Source organism: Streptomyces sp. NBC_01166, from assembly GCF_045039765.1.
Lineage (GTDB): Bacteria > Actinomycetota > Actinomycetes > Streptomycetales > Streptomycetaceae > Streptomyces.
The window spans coordinates 5286189-5302507 of record NZ_CP108613.1; the positions used below are offsets into that span (position 1 = coordinate 5286189).

At 72.3% G+C, this 16319-nt stretch carries 13 protein-coding genes; 6 read left to right on the top strand and 7 right to left on the bottom strand.

Annotation, left to right across the window (positions count from 1 at the left end; all coding sequences use genetic code 11):
- Positions 1 to 39 precede the first annotated feature (39 nt).
- Positions 40 to 1044, top strand: coding sequence for an ATP-binding cassette domain-containing protein (locus tag OG379_RS24495; RefSeq protein WP_405665166.1), 1005 nt, complete (start codon positions 40 to 42; stop codon positions 1042 to 1044).
- Positions 1041 to 1892: an ABC transporter permease gene (locus OG379_RS24500; RefSeq protein ID WP_393764757.1), complete on the top strand. Its 852-nt coding sequence runs from the start codon at positions 1041 to 1043 to the stop codon at positions 1890 to 1892. Before OG379_RS24495 ends, OG379_RS24500 begins: the two co-directional genes overlap by 4 nt.
- Positions 1893 to 2046: 154 nt before the next feature.
- Here OG379_RS24500 and OG379_RS24505 read toward each other — a convergent pair whose 3' ends face one another.
- The 3 genes from OG379_RS24505 to OG379_RS24515 all read right to left on the bottom strand — a co-directional run bounded on the left by OG379_RS24505 (position 2047) and on the right by OG379_RS24515 (position 6616).
- Positions 2047 to 2805 (bottom strand): alpha/beta hydrolase family protein, encoded by a 759-nt coding sequence (locus tag OG379_RS24505; protein WP_405665168.1) that lies wholly within the window; start codon positions 2803 to 2805, stop codon positions 2047 to 2049.
- A 141-nt stretch (positions 2806 to 2946) separates the two neighbouring features.
- A complete protein-coding gene (locus tag OG379_RS24510; RefSeq protein ID WP_405665169.1) occupies positions 2947 to 4491 on the bottom strand; it encodes an FMN-binding glutamate synthase family protein in 1545 nt (514 codons plus the stop codon).
- Positions 4492 to 4666: 175 nt separating this feature from the next.
- Entirely contained in the window at positions 4667 to 6616 is a 1950-nt protein-coding gene (locus OG379_RS24515) for a BTAD domain-containing putative transcriptional regulator (protein ID WP_405665170.1), read from the bottom strand.
- Between the two features lie 110 nt (positions 6617 to 6726).
- Here OG379_RS24515 and OG379_RS24520 point away from each other — a divergent pair, with 110 nt between their 5' ends.
- Positions 6727 to 7605, top strand: coding sequence for an alpha/beta fold hydrolase (locus OG379_RS24520; protein ID WP_405665171.1), 879 nt, complete (start codon positions 6727 to 6729; stop codon positions 7603 to 7605).
- Positions 7606 to 7698: 93 nt separating this feature from the next.
- Here OG379_RS24520 and greA read toward each other — a convergent pair whose 3' ends face one another.
- Both greA and OG379_RS24530 read right to left on the bottom strand, forming a co-directional pair.
- On the bottom strand, positions 7699 to 8196 hold the full coding sequence (gene greA / locus OG379_RS24525) for a transcription elongation factor GreA (protein WP_033297886.1): 498 nt from the start codon (positions 8194 to 8196) through the stop codon (positions 7699 to 7701).
- Between the two features lie 191 nt (positions 8197 to 8387).
- Positions 8388 to 8789, bottom strand: coding sequence for a DUF4307 domain-containing protein (locus OG379_RS24530; protein ID WP_393764767.1), 402 nt, complete (start codon positions 8787 to 8789; stop codon positions 8388 to 8390).
- Positions 8790 to 8886: 97 nt separating this feature from the next.
- Here OG379_RS24530 and mca point away from each other — a divergent pair, with 97 nt between their 5' ends.
- Positions 8887 to 9768: a mycothiol conjugate amidase Mca gene (gene mca / locus OG379_RS24535; protein WP_362940105.1), complete on the top strand. Its 882-nt coding sequence runs from the start codon at positions 8887 to 8889 to the stop codon at positions 9766 to 9768.
- A gap of 1 nt (position 9769) precedes the next feature.
- On the top strand, positions 9770 to 10042 hold the full coding sequence (locus OG379_RS24540) for a hypothetical protein (RefSeq protein ID WP_405665173.1): 273 nt from the start codon (positions 9770 to 9772) through the stop codon (positions 10040 to 10042).
- Between the two features lie 66 nt (positions 10043 to 10108).
- On the opposite strand, the gene OG379_RS24545 is transcribed toward OG379_RS24540, so the two are convergent.
- Together OG379_RS24545 and OG379_RS24550 are read right to left on the bottom strand one after the other, a co-directional pair.
- Positions 10109 to 13324, bottom strand: a complete 3216-nt coding sequence (locus tag OG379_RS24545) for a tetratricopeptide repeat protein (RefSeq protein WP_405668629.1) — start codon at positions 13322 to 13324, stop codon at positions 10109 to 10111.
- Positions 13325 to 13530: 206 nt separating this feature from the next.
- Positions 13531 to 14097 (bottom strand): Uma2 family endonuclease, encoded by a 567-nt coding sequence (locus OG379_RS24550; protein WP_405665174.1) that lies wholly within the window; start codon positions 14095 to 14097, stop codon positions 13531 to 13533.
- A gap of 176 nt (positions 14098 to 14273) precedes the next feature.
- On the opposite strand from OG379_RS24550, the gene OG379_RS24555 reads away from it, so the two are divergent.
- Positions 14274 to 16298: a thioredoxin domain-containing protein gene (locus tag OG379_RS24555; RefSeq protein ID WP_405665175.1), complete on the top strand. Its 2025-nt coding sequence runs from the start codon at positions 14274 to 14276 to the stop codon at positions 16296 to 16298.
- The last annotated feature ends 21 nt before the right edge of the window (positions 16299 to 16319 follow it).

A 16319-nucleotide genomic window follows, 5' to 3' on the forward strand; every position in this document is an offset into this window, starting at 1 on the left:
GCTCAGGAATTCACGCGAAAGCAACTGGGGGAATCCCGTATGCCAGGCGCCATTTACGCCGAAGGTCTGGTGAAGACCTTCGGCGATGTACGAGCACTGGACGGCGTCGACCTCGACGTACCCGAAGGCACCGTCCTCGGCCTGCTGGGACCCAACGGCGCGGGCAAGACCACCGCCGTACGTGTCCTGACCACCCTGCTCCAGCCGGACAGCGGGCGGGCTGTCGTGGCCGGCATCGACGTCCTGCGGAATCCCGACGCCGTCCGCCGGTCGATCGGCCTTTCCGGACAGTTCGCGGCCGTCGACGAATACCTCACGGGGCGCGAGAACCTCCAGATGGTCGGGCAGCTCTACCAGATGAGCTCACGCGACGCGAAGAAGCGGGCCGGGGAGCTCCTGGAGAAGTTCAACCTCGCCGACGCGGCCGACCGCACCGCGAAGACGTACTCCGGAGGCATGCGCCGCCGCCTCGACCTGGCGGCGGCGCTCGTCGTCTCGCCGCCGGTGATGTTCATGGACGAGCCCACCACCGGGCTCGACCCGCGGAACCGGCAGCAGCTGTGGGAGGTCATCGAGGAGCTCGTCGCGGGCGGTACGACGCTGCTGCTGACCACGCAGTACCTGGAGGAGGCCGACCACCTCGCCCACGACATCTGCGTCATCGACCACGGCAAGGTCATCGCCCGTGGCACCTCCGACCAGCTCAAGGCCCGTACCGGCGGCGAGCGCGTCGAGGTCGTCGTGCACCAGCCCGACCAGATCGGGCCCGCCCGCTCGGTGCTCGCCACGTACGGCAAGGGCGAGATCTCCGTGGCCGAACACACCCGCAAGCTGACCGTCCCGGTCACCGGCGGGGCCAAGCTGCTCGCGGAGGTCATCCGCGACCTCGACACCCACGGCGTGGAGATCGACGACATCGGCCTGCGCCGCCCCACCCTCGACGACGTCTTCATCTCGCTCACCGGCCACGCCGCCGAGCTGGAGAAGAACGGCGAGAACGCATCGACCGAGGCCGCAGAGGGCCGGAAGGAGGACGGGCAGTGACCACCGTCACGGGTACGCGCGACCCGGCACCGTTCAAGTCCCGCGGGGCGATCGGCCGTTCGGTGGCCGACTCCCTGGTCATCGCCCGTCGCAACCTGATCCGGATGAGCCGGATCCCGGAGATGGTTCTCTTCGGGCTCATCCAGCCGGTCATGTTCGTCGTGCTGTTCAGCTACGTCTTCGGCGGGTCGCTCGTCGTCGACGGCTCCACGAGCGCGGCCGAGTACCGCGAGTTCCTGATGGCAGGGATCTTCGCCCAGACGGTCACCTTCGCCACGGCCGGCGCGGGCGCCGGGATCGCGGACGACATGCACAAGGGGCTGATCGACCGGTTCCGTTCCCTGCCCATGGCACGCGGTGCGGTGCTCACCGGACGTACGCTCGCCGACCTCGTCCAGACCACGCTCACCGTCATCGTGCTCACGATCGTCGCCCTGCTCGTCGGCTGGCGCGTCCACGAGGGCATCCCGAAGGCTCTGGGGGCCTTCGCCCTGCTGCTCCTCCTCGGCTACGCGTTCTCCTGGATCGGCGCACTGATCGGCCTGTCCGTGCGCACCCCGGAAGCGGCCACCTCGGGCGGTCTCATCTGGCTGTTCCCGGTCACCTTCATCTCGAACGCCTTCGTGCCCACCGAGAACATGGCGGGCTGGCTCCAGCCCATCGCCGAGTGGAACCCGTTCAGCGCGACCGTCCAGGCGTGCCGCGAGCTGTTCGGGAACCCCGGTGTCTCCCCGTCGGACGCCTGGCCGATGCAGCACCCCGTGTGGGCCTCGGTCATCTGGTCGGTGGTGATCATCGCCGTGTTCCGCACGCTGGCCGTACGCAAGTACCGCCAGGCGGCCATCTGACGGCTGCGTCCTGCTGACGGCCGCTCATCCCGAGCCGTGTGCCTTCCCGAGTCCCCGACAGGCGTGTCCTGTGGGGGCTCGGGCCGGGCTGTCCCGGGGTGTTTCGCAAGGTCGAGCATGTGGTGAAGTCGACCGGCCGGAACCGGACATCACCTCACGCCCGGATGTACTGGTCGGCCCAGGCGCTGATGATGTGGGCGGCTCGCTGCGCCTGTCCTCGTGCGGTCAGGAGATGGTCTGCTTCCTCGAGCGCGACGAAGCTTCGCGGGTGCCGTGCCTCGCGGAAGATCTCTCCGGCGTTGTCGATGTCGACGGTGGAGTCGGTGGGCGAATGCAGAACGAGGAGCGGCAGGTTCAACTCGCTGATCCGGTCGCGCAGGTGAGCCTGTTGGACGTCTTCGACGAAGGCGCGCTTGAGGACCAGGGTCCGCCCGCCGACGAACCACTCGTGCTCCCCTTCGCTGAGGACGCGGTCCACGACCGCGTCGTACTGCCGCTCGACGTGGCTGGGGTCGATGGGCGCCCCGATGGTGGCGAGCGCGCGGACGCCGGTTGCCCCGGCCGCTGCGGCGAGGACCGCCGCGCCTCCCCACGAGTGCCCCACCAGCAGTTCCACCGGAGTTCCCCGCTCTGCCATCAGGGTCACCGCACGGATCGTGTCCTGGACCTTGATGGTGAAGGAACCGTCTCCCCAGTCGCCGTCGGAGTCGCCGATCCCGAGGTTGTCGTAGCGCAGCATCCCGATCCCCTCGCGTGCCAGCTGCTTGCTGACGCGCGAGGCGGCGGGTGAGTCCTTGCCGAGGGTGAATCCGTGCACGAAGAGCCCCCAGCCCCGGATCTCGCCCTCGGGATGGTCGATCACTCCGGCCAGTTCAGGGCCGACAGTGCTCTGGAATCTCACTTTTTCGGGCATTTGTGCTCACCTAGGGTCTTTCGTCTGGATCAGGCTGGATCGGGGAGCGGCGCCGGGCCCCACGAGTCCAGCATGAGGCAGACGAGAGGACCCAGGGACCGGCTGTTCCCGGGGCATGGGAATGAGGGCGATACCGGCGGGTCAGACGACCGGCTTCTGCTCGGAGGCCCGTTTCGTGGTGAGCAGTGCGGTGAGCTCCTCGGCGAGGTGCGGGCCGAGCTCGCCCCAGCCGTTCTTGTAGCCGTAGACGCTGAGCAGGGTGCGGGCGTCGTAGTCGCCGTTCATTATCTCGACGTCGGTGGCTGTGATGAGTGCCGGGTGGGCGACGCCGACGGCCGCCGAGAGCTTCATCAGCTCCCTGCGCAGGGTGCGCAGGTAGGCAGCCGCCCGGATGGCCTTCGAGGCCGGGTCGATGCCACGGGCCAGCCTGGGGTTCTGGGTGGCGACGCCGGTGGGGCACTTGTCCGTGTGGCACTTCTGCGCCTGGATGCAGCCGATCGACAGCATCGCCTCACGCGCCACGTTGATCATGTCGGCACCCAGGGCGAAGGCGACCGCGGCGTTCTCGGGCAGACCGAGCTTGCCGGAGGCGATGAAGGTCAGGTCGTCGGTCAGCCCCAGTTCGGCGAAGGTGCCGTAGACCCGGGAGAAACCCATCCGGAACGGCAGCGACACCGAGTCGGCGAAGGTCAGCGGCGCCGCCCCGGTGCCGCCCTCGCCGCCGTCGACGGTCACGAAGTCGACACCCCGGTCACCACGTGCCATCAGCTGGGCAAGCTCCTGCCAGAAGTCCATCTCGCCGACCGCGCTCTTGACCCCGACCGGCAGACCGGTCTCGGTGGCGATCAGTTCGACGAAGTCGAGCATCGAGTCGACGTCGCTGAACGCGGTGTGCCGCGAGGGCGAGGCGCAGTCCTGGCCGACCGGGATACCGCGGATCCCGGCGATCTCCGGGGTCACCTTCGAGCCCGGCAGCATCCCGCCCAGCCCTGGCTTGGCGCCCTGGGAGAGTTTGATCTCTATCGCCTTGACCGGGGCGCCGGCGACGACGTCCTTGAGCTTGTCGATGCTGAAGGTGCCGTCCTCGTTGCGGCAGCCGAAGTACGCCGTACCGATCTGCAGGACGAGGTCGCCGCCGTTGCGGTGGTACGGCGAGAGGCCGCCCTCTCCGGTGTTCTGCAGCGTGCCCGCCAGCGCCGCCCCCTTGTTGAGCGCCGTGACCGCCGCACCGGAGAGCGATCCGAAGCTCATCGCCGAGATGTTCACCACGCTCGCCGGCCGGAACGCCCGGGCGCGCCCACGCGGCCCGCCCAGCACCTTGGCCGAAGGCAGCGGGGCCTGCGCGTCGTGCACGTCGGGCAGCGCACCGGCGAACGTGCGCTGCTTCAGGTACGCGTGCCCCTGCATGTGCTCGACGTCGTTGTCGGTTCCGAACCCGAAGTAGTTGTTCTCCTCCTTCGCCGACGCGTAGATCCACGTGCGCTGGTCGCGGCTGAACGGGCGCTCCTCGTCGTTGGAGGTCACGATGTACTGCCGCAGTTCCGGCCCGATCGTCTCCAGCAGGTAGCGGGCGTGCCCGATCACCGGGAAGTTCCGGAGCAGTGCGTGCTTCTTCTGGACGAGGTCGCGGGCTGCCACCAGCGCCACTGCTGTCGCGGTGGCCGCTGCGATGCTCCGGGCGCGCATGAACGTTCCTCTCCTCGATGCTCGGCTCTGTCGCCGGGCGTTGGACGTGGTGTCAGGCGTTGGGCGGCGGGCACGACCAAGCGGGCGTCAGCGTCCGTCGGAGAACACGGTTTCTCATACTAGGAGCCCGCTCGGACCGGCCTGTGACCAGGCTTGCCCACTGGGGCTTGCCGGTTCACGGCGTCGATGTGTGCGGGCCGGCGCAGGCCTCCGCCTCCGCCAGGTAGCGCGCCACCGGGCCCAGGGTCAGCATCCCGCTCGCGGCGCCCGCGTCTTCCGCGCGGGCGCCGCGCAGGGCAGCCGCCGCGCGTGCGGCGGTCCCGCGCTCGCCGAGGCGCGCGGCGGCGTGGGCGGTCAGGCACCACAGCGCCTCCTGCATGTGGTCACGCGGGGGCTCGGGCGCCGCGGCGAGGGCCGCACGGGCCTCCTCGGACCGGTCCCGGGCGAGCAGTACGAGAGGGCGCACCCAGGGTCCGTACGGGCCCCAGTCGAGGTGCGGGCCGGTGGGCGGTGGCCGGTCGTGCAGCAGGCGCAGCCCCAGGAGGGCGAGTGGGAACAGACCGCGGTGCAACCCCGGCATACCGGCCGTCCGGAGGGCGTCCTCCGCGGCGCGGTAGTGCGCCGCGGCCTCGGCAGCGGTCGGTCCACCGGGTTCGGCACTGCGGGCGGCCGTGACCCGGGCCCGGAACCACCTGGTGAGGACGGGGACGAGGGGCGCCTCGGTCGTGGCGGCGAGCTGTTCGGCCGCGTCGGCGTGCGAGGCCGCGGCTTCGAGGTCGCCGAGGGCCGAGGCGGACTGCAGGCGGACGAGCCGTCCGAGCACGGCGAAGTCCGGCAGCCCGTGGCGGGTGGCCAGGGCGAGGATCTCGGCGCCGGTCCCGTCCCGGACGGGGGCCAGCCCGGGGCGGGTGAAGGACTGCAGGAACACCCCGTTGAGGGCGAACGCCAGCACGGCGGGGTCGGCCTGCTCCCGTGCCAGCGTCCCGGCCCGCCGTGCCGCCTGCTGAGCGCGCTCCAGCTCGGGCAGGGACAGATCGGCGCTGCGGCTCTCGACGGCGACCGTGGCCAGGAGGCGGGCGACCAGGACGGCGGGGCCGTCGGGGCCGAGCGCGGCCAGCGTGCGCTCGGCAGCCGCGACGACGGCGCGGGACTGCTCGGGGTCGTCGGCCCGGCTCCAGATGGCGGGCACGTCGTAGGCGCCGATGATCCGGGCGGTCAGGGCGAGGTCTCCGGTGCGTTCCGCCGCCCTGACGGCGGCGAGACGGTCGCGCCGCGAGTGGACGAGGGCCTCGCCGCCCGCCAGCGCGAGGGTGCGGGCCAGATCCACGGTGGTGCGCGGCCCGAGCCGGACCCCATGGCCGGTCCACGAGGCGGGCGCGGCTTCCAGGGGCTCGTGCCCGTTGAGGATGTCCGTCTCCAGCCTGCGGAGACCGGCGCCGGGGTCGAGCCCGAGCTGACCGACCAGCATGGCGCGGGCACGACGGAGGGTGGCGAGCGCGTCGGCCCGGCGGCCCGCCCGGTGGAGCGCCCGGGCGAGCAGCCCCCAGGCCGGCTCCCGCCACGGGTGTTCGGCGACATGGGCACCCAGTTCGGCGACGAGAGCGGCGCCCTCCCCGGAATCGAGGAGGATGCGGGCACGCAGCTCCACCCCCTCCAGCCTCAGCTCCTCCAGCCGGGCCCGTTCGCGCTCTGCCCATACGGAGCCGGTCACATCGGCGTAGGCGGGGCCACGCCAGGCCGCGAGTGCCGAGCCCAGGGCGGTCACCGCGTCGGGGCTGTGCCGGGTGCGGGCCAGCGTGTCCTCGAACCGGTGGACGTCCACGTCCTCGCGCGGCAGGCGCAGCGCGTAGCCGGGGCCCTCGGTGACGAGCACGCGCGAGGGATCGCGGGGCGGCCGACCGGGTTCGACGGCGCGGCGCAGCGCGGCGACGAACGTACGCAGAGCGCCCACGGCGCGGGCCGGCGGATCGGCCCACAGGTCGTCGACCAGGGTGTCGGTGGTGACCATCCGTCCCTCGGCGGCCACGAGCCGGGCGAGCACCTCACGATGGCGGGGCCCGCCCAGGACGACCGGGCTCCCGTCGTCGTGGAAGGCCCGCACGGCACCGAGCGCGTCGATTCGCATGCACCCATCCTCCGTGCCGGGGGTGGCCGCGCCCAACCGTGCTGATCGGCTGCTGATCACCGTCGCCCACGCTGGCCCGGTCAGCCCCCGACCCGACAGGACGGTCCCTCATGACGCTCACCCTCCCCGGCTTCGACCACATCCGCCTCCCCGGTGCGGACGGGGTGGAGCTGGCCGCCGCTGTCGGCGGCAGCGGCACCCCGGTGGTGCTGCTGCACGGCTTCCCCCAGACCCACCTGATGTGGCGGCACGTCGCCGAGCGGCTCGCCGGCGAGCACACGGTGATCTGTCCCGACCTGCGGGGCTACGGCGCGAGCGACAAGCCGGAGGCCACCGGCCCCGACGTCTACGCCAAGCGCACCATGGCCGCCGACGTCGTCGCCCTGGCGGCGGCGCTCGGCCACGGGCGCTTCGCTCTCGTCGGCCACGACCGGGGCGCGCTGGTCGCCTTCCGGGCGGGGCTGGACCACCCCGAGACCGTCACGCACCTGGGCATCCTCGACGTCGTACCGACGCTCGACATGTGGAAGGTCCTGCACGGCGTCCCGGCGGCCGTCGGCTACCACCTCTTCCTCATGGCGCAGCCGCCCGGCCTGCCGGAGACGATGATCGCCAACAGCGCGGACGCGTTCTTCGGCTCGTTCCTCGACGCCTGGGCCGCCGACCCCGCCGCCATGCCGGAGGAGGTGCGTGCCGAGTACCTGCGGACGAGCGCCGCGGCGGTGACGTCGATCGTCGCCGACTACCGGGCCTCGGCGGGCATCGACGTCACGCACGACCAGGCTGACCTGGACGCCGGGTCGCAGCTGGCCATGCCCGTGACGGTCCTCCAGCAGGACTGGGACGCGCAGCTGGGCTACGACGCCGCGGGCGTGTGGAAGGCATGGGCCCAGGACCTGGACCACCGGCTGACCCGGGCGGGGCATTTCATGGCCGAGGAGGCGCCCGACGAGATCGCGGCGGCGATCCGGGACCTGCTGGCCCGCTGAGCCCGCGACCCCGGCCTGATCCGGACGAGAGGTACCGGGCACGACGGAGCCCCGGCCGCACTCGCGGCCGGGGCTCCGTACGTGTGTGGGGGCTCAGCCCTGGTAGGGCTTCGCCGAGACGATCTTCACCGTGGCCTTCTTGCCGTTCGGGAGCTCGTACTCCGCGTCGTCGCCCACCCGCTTGCCGTTCACGCCAGTGCCGAGCGGGGACTGCGGGGAGTAGGTCTCGATGTCGGTGCTCGCGTACTCGCGGGAGGCGAGCAGGAAGGTGACTGTGTCGTCGGGGTCGCCGTCGAAGGCGATGGTCACGACCATGCCGGGCTCGACCACGCCGTCGTCGGCGGGGGCTTCGCCGACCTTCGCGTGCTCCAGGAGCTGGGTCAGCTGGCGGACCCGGAGCTCCATCTTGCCCTGCTCCTCCTTGGCCGCGTGGTACCCGCCGTTCTCGCGGAGGTCACCCTCCTCGCGGGCCGCCGCGATCTTGACGGAGATCTCCGTGCGCGCGGGACCAGACAGGTACTCCAGCTCCGCCTTCAGCTGGTTGTACGCCTCCGGCGTGAGCCAGGTGACGTTATCGCTGGTCTGGGTCACAGGGTGCTCCTCGTCGGTGCTGGGAATACAAAGCAACGCCCTACCCCAAGCATGCGCTGCCACGGGTGGGCGAAACAACGAGCCTAACAATTCCGCGCGAAAAGGGGGAGAAGGTAAATCGTCACACGCGCATCCGTGCAGGTCAGCACCGGAGTGCGGGTATCAGGCACGGCGCGCGCCCCGGAGCGCGGTCAGCCGGCGGCGCACCCCTTCAGTTCCACCGCCGTCGCCCTTGAGGTGGTGCGCAGGGAGACGACCTCGTCGATCCGCTCGGAGCGCTCGTCGAACCGGAAGTCCGCCCGGCCGACCTCGCCGCCGTCCTCGCTCAGGGCGCGGAGCGTGCAGTGCCCGTCGGCGTCCCGGTCCTTGCGGACCTCCAGGTGGGCCTCGGCGCGGCTGTCCGAGACGATCCTGGACTTGATGAGCTCGGCGCTGACGTCCTGACCGGCCACGTAGTCGTAGCCGAACCAGCCGAGCATCGCGAGGAAGAGCACGCCCAGCACCGAACCGATGATCTTCAGCTTGCGGTCCGCGCGCTCATCCTGCGACCGGCCGTAGCGCCCCTCGGGCAAGGCCTCGCGCACCGCTGCCATGATCGTTCCTCCCGTACCGGGGATCGAGGAATTTTCCACCCCCCGGTTCAGTCACTATAGAAGCCGACCACTGCGACCAATCACTGAGGACCGAGTCTTGACCGAGCAGCTGAGACTGATGGCCGTGCACGCCCACCCCGACGACGAGTCGAGCAAGGGCGCGGCCACCATGGCCAAGTACGTGTCCGAGGGGGTGGACGTCCTGGTCGTCACCTGCACAGGGGGCGAACGGGGATCCATCCTCAACCCGAAGCTCCAGGGGGACGCGTACATCGAGGCGAACATCCACGAGGTGCGCAAGAAGGAGATGGACGAGGCCCGGGAGATCCTGGGCGTCAAGCAGGAGTGGCTCGGCTTCGTCGACTCGGGTCTCCCCGAGGGCGACCCGCTGCCCCCGCTGCCCGAGGGCTGCTTCGCACTGGAGGACGACGAGACGGCGGCGGGGCGTCTCGTCGCGAAGATCCGCGCGTTCCGGCCGCAGGTGATCACCACCTACGACGAGAACGGCGGGTATCCGCACCCCGACCACATCAAGACCCACACGATCTCCATGATCGCGTTCGAGGCCGCGGGGGACACCGAGAGGTTCCCCGAGGCGGAGTTCGGCCCGGCCTGGCAGCCGCAGAAGCTCTACTACAACCAGGGCTTCAACAAGCCGCGCACGCTCGCCCTGCACGAGGCGCTGCTCGCCCGCGGGCTGGAGTCCCCGTACGGCGACTGGCTGGAGCGCTGGAAGGAGTTCGAGCGCGCCGAACGCACGCTGACCACGCACATCCCGTGCGACGACTTCTTCGAGATCCGCGACAAGGCGCTGATCGCGCACGCGACGCAGATCGATCCGGACGGCGGCTGGTTCCGGGTGCCGATGGACGTCCAGAGGGAGGTCTGGCCGACCGAGGAGTACGAGCTCGCCAAGTCTCTGGTCGATACCTCCCTCCCCGAGAGCGACCTCTTCGCGGGCATCCGCGACAATGCCTGATATGTACGCGACCCAGGCACTGACGCAGCTCGTTCCGCTCGCCGCCGATGAGCTCGACAAGAACAAGGTGACTCCCGGCGTCCTCGGCTTCCTCGTCTTCGCGGCGCTCGCCGTCGGGGTGTGGCTCCTGATGAAGTCGATGAACCGCCACATGGGCAAGGTCGACTTCGAGGAGGCCCCCGACCCGGCGGCGGAGCCCGCGGGCGCCGACGGCGGGGCGGAGACGGCCGCCTCCGGCAGCGGGACGAAGGCGAACGCCTCGGGCAAGGGCTGACCCGGCCCGGCCGGGCGGCCGGACCGGGGAAACGGCCCGGCAGCCCGGCGCCTTGAGCGGCCCGCCTCAGGGCCGTACGCCCACCGCGACCCCCATCACCTCGCGGGCGTGCCGGGACGGCGTCAGGCCGAGGCGCCAGGCCTGCCAGCCGTCGTCCAGCTCCACCCCGCGGTTCAGGACGACGCGGAAGGCCTCCGCGCAGTCCTCCAGCTTGGCGTCCCGGAGCGGGTGGGCCGCCTCCATCAGGTCCGCGAGCTCCTGCTGCGCCACCGCGGTGCCCACCTCGCTGCCGCCCGGTGAGGCGTACGGCAGCAGCGTGCACCGCAGGAACGCCGCCCAGTCGCCGCCGCGGGCGTCGCCGTACGAGGCGAACAGGGTGATCGCCTCGCCGCAGAGATCCAGAGCCTGCGCCGCCCGGTTGTTCCCGCCGTCGACCAGGGCCAGCTCCAGGCAGGTCCAGGCCTCGCCGTGGGCCACCCCGATCCGCCGGAAGTCGGCCCGGGCGTCCACCAGGAGCTGCCGGGCGAATCCGGAGTTCCGCAGGTTGCCCGTCTGCGCGGCCCGCTGGTCACGGGTGACGCGCCCCGAATGGTGGCGGGCGCACGCCAGCCCGTAGACGTCCCGCATCCGGGAGAACATCGTGCGCGCCCGCTCCAGCTCCCGTACCGCCTGGTCGGTGTCGCCGTCCTCCTCCAGCGCCTGCCCGAGGTAGTACCGCGTCCACGCCTCGCCCCGCGCGTCCTCGTTGCCCCGGTGCCGGGCGAGGGCGTCGCGCAGCTGCTCCACCGCCGGCGCGGGGTCGCCGTCCAACAGCCGTGCGCGGGCCAGCTGGGTCAGCGCCCAGGCCTCCCCTCGCTCGTCCCGGGTGCGGCCGTACAGGTCCAGCGCGGCGGACAGCTCCTCCTCGGCCCGGGCCACCTCGCCGAGGCGCAGACAGACCTGGCCGAGCTGGAAGTGCGACCAGGCCTCGCCGTGCAGGGACTCGCCCTCGCGGTGCAGGGCCAGCGCGGTGTCCAGCAGGGCCAGGGCCTCGGACAGATTCGCCCGGTCGCGTTCGACGGCAGCCAGGGCGTGCAGGGACCAGGCCCGGTCCTCCGCCTGCTCCGGGGAGGCCTGCAGGGTGAGCGCCTCCCGCAGCCGGGCCGACGCCTCGGCCAGATTGCCCTGGTGGTGCAGGGTGATGCCGAGCGAACAGAGGGCGAGGGCGGCGCCCGCGTCGTTCTGCGCCTCGCGGTAGAGGCCGACGACGGAGGACAGCGTCGTGCGGGCCTTGTCGAGCTCACCGAGCTGCCGGGCCGCGATACCCGTACGCCACTGCACCGACCGCTCCAGGAGCCCCTGGTCGACGGCCTGCGTCAGCTCGCTGATCTCACCGAGCCGGTAGAGGTCGCCGCGCAACAGGCAGTAGTCGCACAGGGCGCCCAGCAGATGGAGCACGGCCGCCTGGTCGACGCCCTCGGCGTGCCGCAGCGCCGAGGTGATGAAGCTCGACTCGTCGTCCAGCCAGCGCAGGGCGGCGTCCAGCGAACTGAAGCCGTGCGAGCCGAACTGCCCGGCACGGGTGGACATCTTGCCGTCGACCATGCGGATCACCGCGTCGGCGAGCTCCGCGTAGTTCTGGATGAGACGCTCCTGCGCGGCTGTACGGTCGGCCGCCGGCTCCTCGTCGAGCAGCCTGGCCAGGGCGAAGTCCCGTACGAGGTCGTGCAGCCGGTAACGCGCGCCCCGCACATGCACCAGCAGCCCGGCCCGGGCCAGCGTCTCCAGCAGACGGCCGGCCTCCTGCTCGTCCGAGGACAGCAGCGACGCGGCCGCGGCGGCCCCGAGGCTGGCCCGCCCGGCGAGGGCGAGCCGCCGCAACAGCCGGCGGGCCGCCTCGGACTGGTCGGTGTAGCGCAGCCACAGGGCCCGTTCGACGGGCGCGACCGGACCGTACGCCCCGAGGGCCGACGCAAGCTCGGCCCGGGACCGCGCGCCGAGTGCGGAGCCCACCACCCGCAGGGCGAGCGGCAGCCCGCCGCACAGTTCGACGACGGTGTCGGTCGACGGGTAGTCGTACGGACCGGCCTCCTCGTCCAGGGCCGACTCCCGCAACAACTCCTCGGCGCCCGCCGCCTCCAGACCGCCGACGGGCAGGTGGTACACCCGGGCCGGGATGTCGTCGGGCAGGGCGAGCGGCTCGCGGGCCGTGACGAGGACCAGGCTGTCCGAGCGCTCGGGGACGAGCGTGCGGACCTGGGCGGCGTCGGTGGCGTCGTCCAGGACGATCGTGACCGGTGTTCCCGTCAGATGCTGGTGGTAGAGCTCGCTCAGGCGCCGGACCTGCTGCTCGGCGGAGGACCTCTCACGGAAGAGCAGCTGTTCGCGCGGCGCTCCCAGCCGGTTGAGCAGGTGCAGCAGCGCGTCCCGGGTCGGCAGCGGGGTCTCGCCGGAGACATCGCCCCGCAGATCGACCACGCACGCCCCGCGGAACTGGTCCTTGAGCGCGTGCGCTGCCCGTACGGCGAGTGTGGTGCGCCCGGAGCCCGGGGTGCCGTGCAGGACGACGACGGTCGGCCTGGTCTCGGTCGCGGCGCGGGCCGCGTGCACCCACCGGGCGATCTGCGCCAGTTCCTCGCGGCGCCCCGCGAACGGGCCGTCCACGGCCGGCAGATGGCCGAAGGACTGTTCCAGGACCGACCGGGCGCGTGCGGCGGCACTGCGGTCACCGCCGCGCAGCTGCGCCACCACGGAGGTGCCCGTCTTCTTCGGCGGACGGGTGGACGCGGTCAGCATGCGCTGCTGGTCGAGGAACGGGCGGATGCCCCGTACCTCCAGGGCCGTCAGCCACTCCAGGCGCAGCTGCTCGGGGCCGCCGGGCTGATTCCGTTCGCCCGCCCTGCGGTGCGCGGCCGGCCAGTGCGAGGCGGTCGCCCGCGCCACCGTGACCGTCGTCCCCGCGGCGGCGACGACCGCGCCCGCGCCCAGGGCGAGACCGGTCGCGGTGCCCAGGGCCAGATCCGCGCCGAAGGCGGCCGCGGCGGCAACTCCCGTCACCAGCAGCGGCGTTCCCAGGGTCGCTCGGCTGAACCGCGCGGACAGCGGCTGGCCGGCCCCCGAGTCGTCCAGCGCCCGGGTGTAGGCGGCGTACTCCTCGGCCGCTCCCGCGGCCATGGTGTCGAGTGCGCCCCGCGCACGGGCCAGCAGCGCGCCGGAGTCCGTCCGGCCACCTGTCCGCCGTGCCTCTTCCTCCACGGCACGTACCAACAGCCGTTCGGCTTCGGCCCGGTGGCTGTCCCGCATCCCCATGCATCCCCCTCGTTCCCGACCCTGGCCAGGTCGCGGCCGGATCCGCTGCGTTGACCATCCAGTGTCCTCGGTCCGGCGCCCCCGCGACAGGGAGTCCGCGAGACTGCGCCCCCGGGTTCGGCGCGCCGCCGGACGCCGCCGTACCGCGCGAACGGGGGAGGTCCGTCGAACGGCCAGGTGCGCGGCACCGTCGGGGACCGTCAGACGGTTCCCAGGTCCACAGCTACGTAGAAGGGCGCGGCAGCCTTGATCACGCCGGTGAACATCTCGCCGTCCCTGTAGGCCTTGGTGGCGGGGTCGAGTACGTATGTGTAGACGATCGGGACACCGGTGGGGGCCTGCTCGATGCGCCAGTAGAAGGGGATGCCGGCCTTGGCGTACTGGTCCACCTTCACGACTCGGTCGGTGGTCTCCGAGCCCGGCGACACGATCTCGGCGACCAGGAGCACGTGTTCGGGGCGGGTGGGCGTGATGTCGATGGTCTCCGCCCGGTGGACGACGACGTCCGGACGGCGGTTCGTGAGGGGAACGTCCTGCAGGCGGACATCGAAGTCCGTGTCGGCGTTCCAGTCCGGGCCTGCCGCGGCGTCCAGGGCATTGGCCAGGATGCGGGCCGGCCGGTTGTGCCGCTTGGAGGCGCTCGGGGTCACGACGACCGTCCCGTCCACGATCTCGATACCGGCACACTGCTCCTCGGACCAGGAGTCGTACTGCTCCGCGCTGATCCGCGTATGCATCCACGTGGGCGCCACCATCTCGGAAGTCATGGTGTACCTCCTTCGAGGAGCTCTGCAGTTCCAGCACTGCTTGGCTCAGCCTAGTGTCCCTGTGCTGTCCGAGGGCTCGGCCCGCCGTGGCTCCCGACAGGCGCGGGCGGGCCGAACCTCAGCGCCCCGGTGAGCCCGTCCCCCCGCCGCCATCCTCCGTGCGCAAGGATTGGGGTATGGCCAACCGACTTGCGCAGACCACCTCCCCCTACCTCCTCCAGCACGCCGACAACCCCGTCGACTGGTGGCCGTGGTCGCCCGAGGCGTTCGAGGAGGCCCGCCGCCGCGGCGTCCCCGTGCTGCTCAGCGTCGGGTACGCCAGCTGCCACTGGTGTCATGTGATGGCCCACGAGTCGTTCGAGGACCCCGCCGTCGCCGACTACCTCAACGCGCACTTCGTGCCGGTGAAGGTCGACCGCGAGGAGCGGCCCGACGTCGACGCCGTGTACATGGAGGCCGTCCAGGCCGCGACCGGCCAGGGCGGCTGGCCGATGACCGTCTTCCTGACCGACGAGGCCGAGCCCTTCTACTTCGGCACGTACTTCCCGCCCGAGCCCCGCCACGGCATGCCCTCCTTCCACCAGGTCCTCGAAGGCGTCGTGGCCGCCTGGACCGACCGGCGCGACGAGGTCGCCGAGGTGGCCGGGCGCATCGTCCGCGACCTCGCGGGCCGCTCCCTGGCCGCCGGCGAGGGCGGCCTGCCCGGCGAACCGGAGCTGGCGCAGGCCCTGCTGCGGCTGACCCGGGACTACGACGAGAAGCACGGCGGTTTCGGCGGCGCGCCCAAGTTCCCGCCGTCCATGGTCATCGAGTTCCTGCTGCGCCACCACGCCCGTACGGGTGCCGAGGGCGCCCTGCAGATGGCCGCCGACAGCTGCGCGGCCATGGCGCGCGGCGGGATCTACGACCAGCTCGGCGGCGGCTTCGCCCGCTACGCGGTCGACGGGGAGTGGACCGTCCCGCACTTCGAGAAGATGCTCTACGACAACGCGCTGCTGTGCCGTGTGTACGCCCATCTGTGGCGGGCCACCGGCTCGGACCTGGCCCGACGGGTCGCCCTGGAGACGGCGGACTTCATGGTCCGCGAGCTGCGGACCACCGAGGGAGGCTTCGCCTCCGCGCTGGACGCCGACAGCGAGGACGCGCAGGGGCGCCACGTCGAGGGCGCCTTCTACGCGTGGACGCCCGCGCAGCTGCGCGAGGTCCTGGGCGAGGAGGACGCCGCCTTCGCCGCCGACTACTTCGGGGTGACCGAGGAGGGCACCTTCGAGGAGGGCTCCTCCGTCCTGCGGCTCGTGCGGACCGGGGAGGAGGACACCGACGCCGCCCGGGTCGCAGACGTACGGGCCCGGCTGCTCGCGGCGCGCGAGCTGCGGGTGCGCCCCGAGCGCGACGACAAGATCGTCGCCGCCTGGAACGGCCTCGCGATCGCCGCGCTCGCCGAGACCGGGGCGTACTTCGACCGCCCGGACCTGGTCGAGCGGGCCACCGAGGCCGCCGACCTGCTCGTACGGGTGCACATGGGCGACGTGGCCCGGCTCTGCCGCACGTCGAAGGACGGCCGCGCGGGGGACAACTCCGGGGTCCTGGAGGACTACGGCGACGTCGCCGAGGGGTTCCTCGCACTCGCCTCCGTCACCGGTGAGGGCGCCTGGCTCGACTTCGCGGGCTTCCTGCTGGACATCGTGCTGGAGCGCTTCACCGGCGAAGGCGGGCAGCTGTTCGATACCGCCGACGACGCGGAGCGGCTGATCCGCCGCCCCCAGGACCCCACCGACAGCGCCACCCCGGCCGGCTGGACCGCCGCCGCGGGCGCGCTGCTCTCCTACGCGGCCCACACCGGCTCCGAGGCGCACCGCACGGCGGCCGAGGGCGCCCTCGGGATCGTCCGGGCGCTCGGCCCTAAGGCTCCCCGCTTCATCGGCTGGGGGCTGGCGGTCGCCGAAGCGCTGCTGGACGGCCCGCGCGAGGTCGCCGTGGCCGGACCGGTCGGCGGGGAGCTGCACCGGACCGCGCTGCTCGGCCGGGCGCCCGGCGCGGTCGTCGCGGCGGGCGAGGTGGCGGACGCGGGCACCGAGTTCCCGCTGCTGGTGGACCGGCCGATGGTGGGCGGCGAGCCGACCGCGTACGTCTGCCGGCACTTCGTGTGCGACGCGCCCACGACGGACGCGGAGGAGCTGGCCGGGAAGCTGGGCGGCTGACCTCGGCGCGGCGACGTGGGT

What these genes read in the sequence shown, in the direction of transcription:
- OG379_RS24545 (WP_405668629.1), bottom strand. Translation starts at nt 13,324, where the DNA reads ATGCGGGACAGCCACCGGGCCGAAGCCGAACGGCTGTTGGTACGTGCC.
- OG379_RS24520 (WP_405665171.1), top strand. Translation starts at nt 6,727, where the DNA reads ATGACGCTCACCCTCCCCGGCTTCGACCACATCCGCCTCCCCGGTGCG.
- OG379_RS24515 (WP_405665170.1), bottom strand. Translation starts at nt 6,616, where the DNA reads ATGCGAATCGACGCGCTCGGTGCCGTGCGGGCCTTCCACGACGACGGG.
- OG379_RS24550 (WP_405665174.1), bottom strand. Translation starts at nt 14,097, where the DNA reads ATGACTTCCGAGATGGTGGCGCCCACGTGGATGCATACGCGGATCAGC.
- OG379_RS24495 (WP_405665166.1), top strand. Translation starts at nt 40, where the DNA reads ATGCCAGGCGCCATTTACGCCGAAGGTCTGGTGAAGACCTTCGGCGAT.
- OG379_RS24510 (WP_405665169.1), bottom strand. Translation starts at nt 4,491, where the DNA reads ATGCGCGCCCGGAGCATCGCAGCGGCCACCGCGACAGCAGTGGCGCTG.
- OG379_RS24540 (WP_405665173.1), top strand. Translation starts at nt 9,770, where the DNA reads ATGTACGCGACCCAGGCACTGACGCAGCTCGTTCCGCTCGCCGCCGAT.
- OG379_RS24505 (WP_405665168.1), bottom strand. Translation starts at nt 2,805, where the DNA reads ATGCCCGAAAAAGTGAGATTCCAGAGCACTGTCGGCCCTGAACTGGCC.
- OG379_RS24555 (WP_405665175.1), top strand. Translation starts at nt 14,274, where the DNA reads ATGGCCAACCGACTTGCGCAGACCACCTCCCCCTACCTCCTCCAGCAC.
- OG379_RS24530 (WP_393764767.1), bottom strand. Translation starts at nt 8,789, where the DNA reads ATGGCAGCGGTGCGCGAGGCCTTGCCCGAGGGGCGCTACGGCCGGTCG.